This is a genomic window from Mesorhizobium sp. CNPSo 4689, assembly GCF_057784325.1.
Window position 1 is genome coordinate 125,893 of the sequence record NZ_JBWLUZ010000002.1, and the last position, 12,087, is coordinate 137,979.

Sequence of the window (12,087 nt, forward strand, 5' to 3'; positions counted from 1 at the left end):
CCCGCGGAAGGCGATGCGTTAATTTCCGCATTGTTGCAACTGAACGGCATAGTCGCGGGCCATCTTTTCGGTTGCCCGCGCATAGCCCTGAACGCCGGCATCGCCACGGTTGCCGCGACCATAGGCGGTCCAGCCGAGATAGTAGGCCAGATAGAGATTGTAGATGTCGTTGCGCGCGACGCCGAGCGTGTCCGATGTCTTGGAATGATACCAGCCGACGAAATCGACCGCGTCGGCAAATTTTGTCCGCCGCGCCGCCCAGTTGCCGGTCTCGCTCTGATATTGCGCCCAGGTGCCGTCTAGCGCCTGCGAGAATCCGGTGGCCGAGGAGACATGCTTCCACGGGATGAAGCCAAGCAGCTTGGTGCGCGGTGGCCTGGCATTGCTCTTGAAGCCGGATTCCTTGCGCACCGTCGCCATCAGCACGGGAACCGGTATGCCGTATTTCTGCTCGGCACGTTCGGCCGCCGCCTGCCAGTTGTCAAACCAGCCGTCATTCTGGTCGAAGACGGCGCAGACATCGTTGATATGGTTCGGCGGCGTCGCGCAGGCGGAAAGCGCCAGCAGCACGGTGACGGCTACAATTTTACTAAAACTCGATCTACGCATTGGCAGACGAATAGGCGGAAAACATAAAGGGATTCTTGCAGCGTTTCTTAACGGCCCGCGGCTTCCGTGCGCCCATCTGGATCGGTATCGATATTTCGACCTGCTCTGTCGCGTTTATCTCCATGCAATTTCGGAAATGCCGCCTTGGCTAAAATCTCGCCTGCAAACGGCGGATTTCTGACATCGCTATCGCCGCGCCGGCGCTTTGATGGGGCCATGACCGAACCAAGACGCAAACGCGGCGCCGAGCGAACCAGCAACAGGGGCCCGGCCGCCATCCCGCAACTGCCGCTGAGACGGGTGACCAATCCCTATCCGCCGATGGCCATGCTCTCGGCCGACCAGATCGAGGCGATCCATGAAGCCTCGATGCACATCCTGGAAAATTTCGGTATCGAGGTGATGAGCCCGCGGGCGCTGTCGCTGTTCGAGAAGGCTGGGGCCAAGGTCGATCATTCCTCGATGAATGTCTGCATCGATCGCGGTATGGTCGACGAAGCGCTGAAGACGACGCGTTCTACCTATACGCTGACGCCGCGCAATCCGGCCCAGGCCATCCATCTCGGCGGCAACACCATCAATTTCACGCTGGTCGCCGGACCGCCCAATGTGCACGACATGGAGCGCGGCCGCCGCGCCGGAAACCTGCGCGACTATTCCGACCTCACCCGGCTGGCGCAGCATTTCAACTGCATCCACATGCTCGGCAACCAGGTCTGCGCGCCGGTGGAGCTGCCGGCCAATTCCCGCCACCTCGACACCTACTTCACCAATCTGACGCTGACCGACAAGAGCTTCCATGTCTCGGCGATCGGCCGGGGCAGGGCGCTGGACGGCATCGAAATGATGGCGATTGCGCGGGGCTTGACTCTGAACCAAATGCGCGACGATCCCGGCATCACCACCATCATCTCGGTCAACTCGCCGCGCCGCTTCGACGAGATGATGGCCGAGGGGCTGATGACCATGGCCGAGTTCGGCCAGTCGGTGGCGGTGACGCCGTTCACGCTAATGGGGGCGATGAGCCCGGTGACGCTGGCCGGCGCATTGGCGCAGCAGAATGCCGAGGCGCTTTTCGGCGTGGCGCTGACGCAGCTTGTGCGACCCGGCGCCCCGGTGATGTATGGCGCCTTCACATCCAATGTCGACATGAAGTCGGGCGCCCCGGCTTTCGGCACTCCGGAGAACACCAAAGCCAACATCGTCTCAGGGCAACTGGCCAGGCGCTACAACCTGCCCTACCGCACCACGCCGGGCTCGGCCTCCAATGCCGCCGACGTGCAAGGCGCCTATGAGACGCTGATGGCGTTGTGGGGCGCGGTGCTCGGCCACGGCAACCTCGTCTACCACGCCGCCGGCTGGCAGGAGGGCGGGCTGACGGCATCGTTCGAGAAGCTCATCATCGATGTCGAGATGATCCAGCACATGATGGAGTTTTTGCGCCCGATCGTGGTCGATGAGGCCGAATTGGCAGTCGAGGCGTTAGGCGCGGTGCCGACCGGCGGCCATTTCTTCGGCGAGCCGCACACGCTGGAGCGCTACGCCACCGCCTTCTACCAGCCGATGCTGTCCAACTGGCAGAATTACGAAGCCTGGCAGGAGGCCGGCGGGCTCGACGCCACAGCGCGTGCGACGCGCCTATGGAAGAAGGCGCTGGAAGAGTATGTCGAGCCGGTGATGGATGTCGCCGTGCGCGAGGCGCTGGAAGCCTATGTGGCCAAGCGCAAGGAAGCGATCGGGCAGGGCGAGCCGTGATGTCCGATCTTCCCATCCTGATTCACTTCATTCGTCCAACTCACTGAAATGACGAGAAAACCATGAAATCGCATGCAAAGGTCGTGGTCATTGGCGGTGGCGTCGTCGGATGTTCCGTGCTGTTCCACCTCGCCCGCCATGGCTGGACTGATGTCGTGCTTCTCGAGCGCGATGAGCTGACCTCGGGCTCGACCTGGCATGCGGCCGGCGGCATGCACACCATCAATGGCGATCCCAACGTCGCCAAGCTGCAGAAGTACACGATCTCGCTCTACAAGGAGATCGAGGAACTGTCGGGACAGGTGACCGGCGTGCATCTGACCGGCGGTGTGCTGCTGGCGGCCACTGAGGCGCGGCTCGACTGGCTGCGCGGCGTCGTCGCCAAGGGCCGCTATCTCGGCATCGACCTCGAGGAGATCTCAGCCAAGGAGGCGGCGGAGCTGATGCCGCTGCTCGATCCGAAACAGTTCGTCGGCGCGGTGCGCAACAAGGAAGACGGGCACCTGGACCCGTCCGGCGTTACCCATGCCTACGCCAGGGCCGCGCGCAAGCTTGGCGCCGAGGTCGAGCGCTTCACCAAGGTCGAGGACATTGTGCGGCGCCCCGACGGCATGTGGCGCGTTCTCACCAACAAGGGTGAGGTGGTGGCCGAGCATGTCGTCAATGCCGGCGGTCTCTGGGCGCGCGAGGTCGGCCGCATGGTTGGGCTCGAATTGCCGGTGCTGGCGATGGAGCACATGTATCTGATCACCGAGGACATGCCGGAGGTTGCCGCCTGGAACGCCAAGACCGGCACCGAAATCATCCACGCGGTCGATTTCGACGGCGAGCTGTATCTGCGCCAGGAGCGCGGCGGCATGCTGATGGGCACCTACGAAAAGGCCAACAAGCCATGGTCCGAATTCCAGACGCCGTGGAATTTCGGCCATGAATTGCTGGAGCCAGACATCGACCGCATCGCGCCGTCGCTGGAAGTCGGCTTCCGGCATTTCCCGGCCTTCCAGAACACCGGCATCAAGCAGATCATCAACGGGCCCTTCACCTTTGCGCCTGACGGCAATCCGCTGGTCGGTCCGGTGCGCGGCCTGCCGGGTTTTTGGGTCGCCTGCGGCGTCATGGCCGGCTTTTCACAAGGCGGCGGCGTTGGCTTGGCGCTATCCAACTGGATGATCGAGGGCGATCCGGGCGCCGACATCTGGGCGATGGACGTTTCGCGCTATGGTGACTGGGCGACGATGGCCTACACCAATGCCAAGGTGCGCGAGAACTATTCACGCCGTTTCTCGATCCGCTTCCCCAATGAGGAATTGCCGGCCGGGCGGCCGCTGAAGACGACGCCGGTCTACGACCTTTTGTCAGCCAAAGGCGCGCAGTGGGGTGTCTCCTATGGGCTGGAGGTGCCGCTCTGGTATGCGCCTGAAGGCGTCAAGGATGAGTTCTCGTGGCGGCGTTCGAGCGACTTTTCCCACGTCGCTCGCGAGGTCGCGTCGGTTCGTGGCAGCGTCGGCCTGGCGGAGATTTCGAACTTTGCCAAATACAAGGTCACGGGCGAGGGTGCGGGAGCATGGCTCGACCGCCTGCTTGCCTGCAAGCTGCCGAGGCCCGGCCGCATGACGCTGGCGCCGATGCTGAAAGAGGACGGCAGGCTGATTGGCGATTTCACGCTCGCCAACATTGGCGCCCCCAATTCCAACAGGGGTGAATGGTTCGTCGCCGGCTCCGGCATTGCCGAGCAGTACCACATGCGCTGGTTCGAGGCGCATCTGCCCGAAGATGGGTCGGTGTGCATCGAGGCGCTGGGGCCGAAGCTGACAGGCCTGGCCGTCGCCGGGCCGAAGGCGCGGGACTTGCTGGCAAAGGTGACGCGGGCGGATGTCTCCAATACCGCTTTTCCGTTCATGGCGATTGCCAGGATGGACATCGGCATGGCGCCGTGCCTGGTGGGCCGTGTCAGCTATACCGGCGATCTCGGCTACGAGATGTGGGTAGCGCCGGAATATCAGCGCGCCGCGTTCCAGGCGCTGATGGCGGCCGGCGAGGAATTCGGCCTCGGCCTGTTCGGCTCGCGTGCGCTCAATTCGCTCAGGCTGGAGAAGAATTACGGCTCGTGGGCGCGCGAATACCGGCCGATCTACGGACCGCTGGAGGCCGGGCTCGATCGCTTCGTCGCCTACGGCAAGGAGGCCGATTTCATCGGCAAGCAACCGGCGCTTGCCGAGCGCAAGCAAGGCGGCAGGCTGCGTTTACGAACCTTCATCGTCAAAGCCGACGATGCCGATGTCATCGGCGACGAGCCGATCTGGTTCGACGGCGCCGTGCGCGGCTGGGTCACCTCGGGCGGCTACGCGCATCATTCGAAAAAGTCCGTCGCCATCGGCTATGTGCCGAAGGAGATTGCCGACGAGAGCGACGGTTTCGAGATCGAATTGCTGGGCAAGCGCCATGCCGCACGCATGCAACCTGTGCCGCTGTTCGATGCGAATTTCGAAAGGATGCGCGCCTGACGGCACGCATCCTCCTGCGCGTCAGGCGCTGCGGCGGTTGTCCAGCGCGAAGGCGCCGGCGCCGGCAAACACCAGATAGAGGAAGATGAAGCAGAACGAGATGGCCGCATCGCCGCCGTTGTTGACCGGGAAGAAGTCGCGCGGATAATGCGCCATGAAATAGGCGATCGCCATCTCGCCGCAGAGCAGGAACGCCACCGGCCGGGTTAAAAGCCCAAGCGCCAGCAGGATGCCGCCGACGAATTCGAGAATGGCGGCGGCCAGCATCAGCCCGGTCAAGGTGCCGGCTTGCTCGCCGACGGGAAAGTTGAACAGTTTTTGCGAGCCGTGCTCGATGAACTGCAGCGCCGTCATGATGCGCAGCACCCCCAGAGCCTGCGGCTGAAATCTGGCAAGACTTTCAAAAAGCTTCATCTAAAACTCCATTTTTCCAAGCCTTCGGCCCGGCCATAGATTATCGCCCGGCAACGGACCATTCACTTCCCACGGCCTGCCATCAACAATCGGTGATTGGAAATGTTCGCCAATCTGACCCGTTCGTGTTGTTCTCTCTATGGTTGCATTATCGCGATGGTTGTATTGGTGTGTGGATATTCCAAACATGTGGGGTTCCCTTTGCCATGAAAAAAGTCGCCATCAGCCTATTCGCCATCCTTGCAGGGACCAGCGTCGCCATGGCCGACGACGCCGGCTGTGCTGCCTTCAAATGGCCGGTGACACGCGAGCAGGCGCTGTTTCCGGCAGCGCCCGCCGCGCAGCCCGGCGCTGCCCTGACAGTCGGGCAAGCGGCGGATTTCATGCTCACAGCGGTCGACACGATCAGTTTTGCCGTGCCGCCGGAACGTGCGCCGGCAGCCGGCACATTCGGCGCGACGGCAAACGTGGCCGTGCCGCCTGAGGGAGAGCTCCAGGTCAGTCTGTCTGATGAGGCCTGGATCGATGTCGTTCAGGACGGCCAGGCGATGAAGTCCGTGGCTTTCAGCGGCGTGAAGACCTGCCCCGGCATCCGCAAGAGCGTGCGTTTCAAGTTGCCCGCTGGCGCGGCCACGATCCAAATCAGTGGCGCCAAGCAACAGAGCATCAAGGTCGCGGTGCTGGCGCCGGAATGATTTCCTGACGCCGCTCTCATCGCACCGGGCGGCGCGATAAGACGCCTATCGGGCCGGATCAGCGCACCGGCGCCATCAGCGCGAAATGTGCGCCTTGCGGATCCTGGCACTGCACGATCCAGCTGCCGCCGGGCACCTCCATCGGACCCATCAGGATCTTGCCGCCATTGTCGGTGACGCGCTTGGCCGCCGCATCGATGGCAAGCACGTTGAAATAGAACTGCCAGACTGGCACCGGGATCTGCTGCGGCTTGTTCATCATGCCGCCGCCGGATTCGGGGCCGGCCCCAAAAGTCTGGTAGGTGCCCATCGGCCCCATATCCATCGAATCGCCCTTGGTCCAACCGAACTGACCGGAATAGAAATCGAAGGCGGCCTTCCAGTCCGACGTATAGAGTTCGTGCCAGCCTATGTGGCCGGGCGTGCTGGCTGGCACCGGCGGCTGGTCGGGACCGTTGGGTTGCAGGAGCATGAAGGTGGCACCCTGCGGGTCGCCAACGACGGCAAAGCGGCCGACGCCCGGAATGTCGTCGGGCGCGCGGTGGACCGCACCGCCGGCGTCCTTCAGCGATTGCGTCGCGGCGTCGACATCTTTGGTGTGGATGTAACCGAGCCAGGCCGGCGGCATGCCCATCTTGGCGGCGTCCTCCGGCAAGGTCATCAGCCCGCTGACGCCGCGCTCGCCGACATTCATGACGATGTAGGGCGGCATACCGGGCGCCATGTCGAAAGGTTGCGCGGTCCAGCCTACGACTGCGGTGTAGAAGGCCTCGGCGGCGTCGAGGTCGGTGGTCATCAACTCGTACCAGAAGAAGGGCATGGGGGATTTGGGCATTGTCGGTCTCCTCACCTTTCATGCATCGATCGCGGTCGATCCATCCTAGGACGATCCTCGCGACAGAAATCCGACATCTGGGCCAGAAATCGAGGACGGCAAGGGCGCCGTTGTTCCAGTCTTGCCTCCGCTGCGGTTTTCGCCTTTCCTTGCTGCCAGCGAGGGGTTGTCGATCCATGCGCCAGATGTCGCTTACGTCAGAGCTTGTCGCGCTGTGCCACCGGGAGGAGGCCGATCCCGGCCCTGATGGCAGTTGGATGCAGCTGAACGATGACGATTTCCGGATTCTGGCCTTGCGTCTGTCTGATGAAGCCGACGAGGGGCCGTTATGGGTGTTCGCCTATGGCTCGCTGATCTGGAAGCCAGCCTTCGAGTCCGTCGAGCGGCAACGTGCCACCGCCTATGGCTGGCATCGGTCCTTCTGCCTCGACATGGTCCGCTGGCGCGGCAGCGTGGCGCAGCCGGGCCTGATGTTGGCGCTCGAACGGGGCGGGCGATGCGATGGTATGATCTACTGTCTGCCCGACGGTGAGAAGCCTGCGCAGATCGAAAGGCTGCTGCGGCGCGAGATCGACGATCACGAGAGCATCGGCTCGGTACGATGGGTTCCGGTGCGCACGGCGCAAGGGACGTTGCGGGCGCTGGGTTTCTGGGTCGGGGTGACCGGCAGGGGCACCTCGCTCAACCAGCCGCTGGAGACAGTGGCAAGGGTGTTGGCGCGTGCCTGCGGGCATGTCGGCTCCGGAGCGGAGTACCTCTACAACACGGTCAGCCACCTCGAAGAATTCGGCATTCGCGACCGCAATCTGTGGCGGCTTCAGCTGCTGGTCGCGGATGAGATCAGGTCGATCCATGGTCACGTTGAGACCGGGGCTCAGTCCGTGTCGGCAGTTCCTATAACATGACTATAATTATCATGTTTTTATCGAAGGATTTCAGCGGCTTCGCCGAAAATTGACCAATTGATAAAAAAATAAAACGTGCTAGCCTTCCCCAAAACGAAAACAAGGGGAACCGGAATGGCGACTGGTCATTTCAAGGAAGGCATTGCCGGCGGCCGGCTGTCGTCCGAGCAATATGCCGACAATTTTTCCGACCTGCATCCGCCGCTTGATCACCACGAGGCGCTGGTCGAATCCGATCGCTGCTACTTCTGCTACGACGCGCCGTGCATGAATGCGTGTCCGACCTCGATCGACATCCCGCTGTTCATCCGCCAGATCTCGACCGGCAATCCGATCGGTTCGGCCAAGACGATCTTCGACCAGAACATTCTGGGCGGCATGTGCGCCCGCGTCTGCCCGACCGAGACGCTGTGCGAGGAAGTCTGTGTGCGAGAGGTGGCGGAAGGCAAGCCGGTCCAGATCGGCCGCCTGCAGCGCTACGCCACCGATGTCGCGATGAGCGAGAACAGGCAATTCTATCCGCGCCCGGAGCCAACCGGAAGGAGCGTCGCCGTGGTGGGTGCCGGACCGGCGGGACTGGCAGCCGCACACCGGCTTGCTCGCCATGGCCACGACGTGACCATCCTGGAGGCGCGGCCGAAGGCCGGCGGCCTCAATGAATATGGCATCGCCGCCTACAAGAGCGTCGACAATTTCGCCCAGGCCGAGGTCGATTATGTGACCTCGATCGGCGGCATCGACATCCAGAACGGGAAGGCGCTCGGCCGCGACTATCAGCTGTCGGACCTGATCCGCAATTACGACGCCGTGTTCCTCGGCATGGGGCTTGGCGGCGTCAACGCGCTGCGTGCCGATGGCGAGGATGCCGACGGCGTGACCAATGCGGTCGAGTTCATCGCCGAGCTTCGCCAGGCCAGCGACCTTTCCGGCCTGCCGGTCGGCCGGCGCGTCGTCGTAATCGGCGGCGGCATGACGGCGATCGACGCCGCGGTGCAGTCGAAGCTGCTCGGCGCCGAGGAGGTGACGATCTGCTACCGGCGCGGCCAGGAGCATATGAATGCTTCAGGTTTCGAGCAGGATCTGGCAGCGGCCAACGGCGTCACCATCCGCCACTGGCTGCAGCCGAAGCGCGTCATTGCCGAAGGTGGCAAGGTGTCGGGCATCGAGCTCGAATACACGGCAATGAACGGCGACAAGCTCGCCGGCACCGGCGAGATGCTGACGCTCGTTGCCGACCAGGTGTTCAAGGCAATCGGCCAGAGTTTTGTCCCGGCCGCGCTCAACGGCAGCGGGGCATCGATCGAACTCGAAGCCGGCCGCATAAGGGTCGATGCGGAAGGCCGCACCTCGCTGGCGAAGGTCTGGGCCGGCGGCGACTGCATCTTCGGCGGTGACGACCTCACCGTCTCGGCCGTGGCGCAAGGCCGCGACGCAGCGGAAAGCATCAACCGGGCACTGACCTCGAACGGGAGGGCATGAGCATGGTAAACTTAAGCAACAATTTCGTCGGCATCAAATCGCCAAATCCGTTCTGGCTGGCCTCGGCGCCGCCGACCGACAAGGCCTACAATGTCATCCGCGCCTTCAAGGCGGGTTGGGGTGGCGTAGTCTGGAAGACGCTCGGCGAAGAGGGGCCGCCTGTCGTCAACGTCAACGGGCCGCGCTATGGCGCGATCTGGGGTGCGGACCGCCGCCTGCTCGGCCTCAACAACATCGAGCTGATCACAGACCGCGACCTGCAGGTCAATCTGCGCGAGATCAAGCAGGTCAAGAAGGACTGGCCCGACCGCGCCATCGTCGTCTCGCTGATGGTGCCGTGCGTCGAAGACGCCTGGAAGGCGATCCTGCCGGTGGTCGAGGAGACGGAGGCCGACGGCATCGAGCTCAATTTCGGTTGTCCGCACGGCATGTCGGAACGCGGCATGGGTGCGGCTGTCGGGCAGGTGCCGGAATATATCGAGATGGTGGTGCGCTGGTGCAAGCAAAACACCCGCATGCCGGTCATCACCAAGCTGACGCCCAACATCACCGATGTGCGCAAGCCGGCGCGCGCTGCGCTGTCCGGCGGCACCGACGCGGTGTCGCTGATCAACACCATCAATTCGATCACTGGCGTCGACCTCGATAGCTTCGCGCCGCAGCCGACCATCGACGGCAAGGGTTCGCATGGCGGCTATTGCGGTCCGGCGGTGAAGCCGATCGCCATGAACATGGTGGCCGAGATCGCGCGCGATCCGGAAACGCGCGGCTTGCCGATCTCCGGCATTGGCGGCATCACCACCTGGCGCGACGCGGCCGAATTCATGGCGCTCGGCGCCGGCAATGTGCAGGTATGCACGGCGGCGATGACCTATGGCTTCAAGATCGTGCAGGAAATGATCGCCGGCCTCGAGAACTGGATGGACGAGAAAGGCCACGCCTCGCTCGACGACATCGTCGGCCGCGCCACGCCCAATGTCACCGACTGGCAGTATCTCAACCTCAACTATGTCGCCAAGGCGCATATCGACCAGGACGCCTGCATCAAGTGCGGTCGCTGCCACATCGCCTGCGAGGACACCTCGCACCAGGCGATCACCAGCATGGTCGACGGCAAGAGGCACTTCGAGGTGATCGAGGCCGAATGCGTCGGTTGCAATCTGTGCGTCAATGTCTGCCCCGTGGAAAACTGCATCACCATGGAGCCGCTGGCGGCTGGTGCGATGGACCAGCGCACCGGCAAGCCGGTGTCGCCGGTCTATGCCAACTGGACGACGCATCCGAACAATCCGATGGCCAAGGTGGCGGCGGAGTAGGGTTGCCTCAACGTCATAGGGCGAGGGCAATAAGGCAGCGGCGCTTGCGGGCGCCGCTGCTTTTTTCGATTGCTATTGCGGATAAGAATTATCCATGATAAAAGATATCCATGAATAGGAAATCGGCACGATGAAGCTGGGTGAGGGCGTTGAGGCGGCGATCCACTGCGCCGCGATGCTCGCCGGCGTGGATGGCGCGGCGACCATGCCGGGCGCCGCGATGGCGGAGGCTTTCGGCCTGTCGCCGAGCTATCTCTTGAAGCACCTCAACATGCTGACGGCGGATGGCATTCTTGAATCGGTGCCTGGACCGGCCGGCGGCTACCGGCTGGCGCGGCCGGCGGAACGGATCACGCTGCTCGACATCGTACTGGCAGTGGAGGGTCGCGAGCCGGCCTTCCGCTGCGGCGAGATCCGCCAGCGCGGCCCGGTCAGGCTCGATGCCTCCGCCTATGTGAAACCGTGCGGCATCAATGCCGCGATGCTCAAGGCCGAGCGTGCCTATCGCACCGCGCTCGCCGAGGCCCGGCTGTCCGATATTGTCGCTGCCTATCAGAGCGATGCCGATCCGCGTTCGGTTGCGGCGGGTTGCGCCTTCGTGGCGCGGCATCAGCGACCGCAAAAATCCAGTTCAACCAAGCAAGCGTGAAAGGGTAAAGACGATGAAACAGAGGCTGCAATTCTTCGCCAAGGCGCCGGAGATCATGAAGGCGGTGTCGGCGCTCAACAAGGCGGTCGACGAATGCGGGCTCGAGGTAGGCCTTCTGCACCTGATCAAGCTCAGGGCGTCGCAGATCAATGGCTGCTCCTACTGCGTCGAGATGCACAGCCGCGAGGCCAGGCGCGACGGCGAGACAGAGCAGCGGCTCTATCTGGTCTCGGCCTGGAAGGAATCGCCGCTGTTTTCCGGGCGCGAACGCGCCGCCTTCGCCTGGACCGAAGCGGTGACCAAGATCGCCGAAAACGGTGTCTCGGATGAGCTCTATGCACGGACGCTCGAGCATTTTTCTGAAGAGAAACTGGTCAAGCTGTCTGTCGCGATCGGCATGATCAATACCTGGAACCGGCTTTGCGTGCCGTTCCATGCCGTTCATCCGATGCCAGCAGCGAAGGCCGCCTGAGCCAAGCCGGCGCGCGGGCCGCAAGGCCCGCGTGCCTTTTTCGTTTGAGGATCAGCACCATGCTCGCAAGTTTTCAGAATGAGATTCTGGTTGCCGCCCGCCTGCTGCTTGGCGGCGCCTTCATTTTTGCCGGCCTGCGCAACATCGTGAACGCGGCCTTCCTGACCCAACTGATGACAGACCGCGGCGTACCGCAGGCGGGGCCGGCGCTATGGGTTGGCATCGTCCTGCAGGTCGTTGCCGGCGGACTGGTCGTGGCGGGCTTCTGGACCACATTTGCAGTCGCAGGTCTGATCCTGTTCCTGGTCGTCGCCACGATCATGTTCGACAATTTCTGGGATCATCAGGGACCCGAGCGAGCGGCTCGCATCAACGGCTTTGTCGCCAATGTCGCTCTGACCGGCGGCTTCCTGTCGTTGATGGCGCAGCCGCTTTGACGAGTTGGCGGCGCAGC

The 12,087-nt window shown here is 63.1% G+C and carries 12 protein-coding genes; 9 read left to right on the forward strand and 3 right to left on the reverse strand.

What is annotated here, in order from left to right:
- Positions 1 to 18: 18 nt before the first annotated feature.
- Positions 19 to 609 (reverse strand): transglycosylase SLT domain-containing protein, encoded by a 591-nt coding sequence (locus tag AC04SI_RS03410; protein ID WP_404275384.1) that lies wholly within the window; start codon positions 607 to 609, stop codon positions 19 to 21.
- A 216-nt stretch (positions 610 to 825) separates the two neighbouring features.
- Between AC04SI_RS03410 and AC04SI_RS03415 the strand changes: the two genes are divergently transcribed.
- Positions 826 to 2,364 (forward strand): trimethylamine methyltransferase family protein, encoded by a 1,539-nt coding sequence (locus AC04SI_RS03415; protein ID WP_488473912.1) that lies wholly within the window; start codon positions 826 to 828, stop codon positions 2,362 to 2,364.
- A 62-nt stretch (positions 2,365 to 2,426) separates the two neighbouring features.
- On the forward strand, positions 2,427 to 4,868 hold the full coding sequence (locus AC04SI_RS03420) for a GcvT family protein (protein WP_488473913.1): 2,442 nt from the start codon (positions 2,427 to 2,429) through the stop codon (positions 4,866 to 4,868).
- Positions 4,869 to 4,889: 21 nt separating this feature from the next.
- On the opposite strand, the gene AC04SI_RS03425 is transcribed toward AC04SI_RS03420, so the two are convergent.
- Positions 4,890 to 5,282 carry a DoxX family protein gene (locus tag AC04SI_RS03425; protein ID WP_404275388.1) on the reverse strand — a complete coding sequence of 131 codons (393 nt, stop codon included), beginning with the start codon at positions 5,280 to 5,282 and terminating at the stop codon, positions 4,890 to 4,892.
- A 206-nt stretch (positions 5,283 to 5,488) separates the two neighbouring features.
- On the opposite strand from AC04SI_RS03425, the gene AC04SI_RS03430 reads away from it, so the two are divergent.
- The gene (locus AC04SI_RS03430) at positions 5,489 to 5,977 is read left to right on the forward strand and encodes a hypothetical protein (RefSeq protein ID WP_404275841.1); all 489 of its coding nucleotides are present in this window, start codon (positions 5,489 to 5,491) and stop codon (positions 5,975 to 5,977) included.
- Between the two features lie 58 nt (positions 5,978 to 6,035).
- On the opposite strand, the gene AC04SI_RS03435 is transcribed toward AC04SI_RS03430, so the two are convergent.
- Entirely contained in the window at positions 6,036 to 6,812 is a 777-nt protein-coding gene (locus AC04SI_RS03435) for a VOC family protein (RefSeq protein WP_404275389.1), read from the reverse strand.
- A gap of 176 nt (positions 6,813 to 6,988) precedes the next feature.
- On the opposite strand from AC04SI_RS03435, the gene AC04SI_RS03440 reads away from it, so the two are divergent.
- From AC04SI_RS03440 to AC04SI_RS03465, 6 genes are all read left to right on the forward strand, one after another.
- Positions 6,989 to 7,717 (forward strand): gamma-glutamylcyclotransferase, encoded by a 729-nt coding sequence (locus AC04SI_RS03440; RefSeq protein WP_488473914.1) that lies wholly within the window; start codon positions 6,989 to 6,991, stop codon positions 7,715 to 7,717.
- Between the two features lie 114 nt (positions 7,718 to 7,831).
- On the forward strand, positions 7,832 to 9,196 hold the full coding sequence (locus AC04SI_RS03445; protein WP_404275392.1) for an NAD(P)-dependent oxidoreductase: 1,365 nt from the start codon (positions 7,832 to 7,834) through the stop codon (positions 9,194 to 9,196).
- A gap of 2 nt (positions 9,197 to 9,198) precedes the next feature.
- A complete protein-coding gene (preA, locus tag AC04SI_RS03450) occupies positions 9,199 to 10,512 on the forward strand; it encodes an NAD-dependent dihydropyrimidine dehydrogenase subunit PreA (protein ID WP_488473973.1) in 1,314 nt (437 codons plus the stop codon).
- Positions 10,513 to 10,642: 130 nt separating this feature from the next.
- Positions 10,643 to 11,161 carry an RrF2 family transcriptional regulator gene (locus tag AC04SI_RS03455; protein ID WP_404275396.1) on the forward strand — a complete coding sequence of 173 codons (519 nt, stop codon included), beginning with the start codon at positions 10,643 to 10,645 and terminating at the stop codon, positions 11,159 to 11,161.
- Positions 11,162 to 11,174: 13 nt separating this feature from the next.
- Positions 11,175 to 11,633 (forward strand): carboxymuconolactone decarboxylase family protein, encoded by a 459-nt coding sequence (locus tag AC04SI_RS03460; protein WP_404275397.1) that lies wholly within the window; start codon positions 11,175 to 11,177, stop codon positions 11,631 to 11,633.
- 59 nt (positions 11,634 to 11,692) lie between these two features.
- Complete coding sequence (locus AC04SI_RS03465) at positions 11,693 to 12,070, forward strand: DoxX family protein (RefSeq protein ID WP_404275398.1); 378 nt, start codon at positions 11,693 to 11,695, stop codon at positions 12,068 to 12,070.
- Positions 12,071 to 12,087 lie beyond the last annotated feature (17 nt).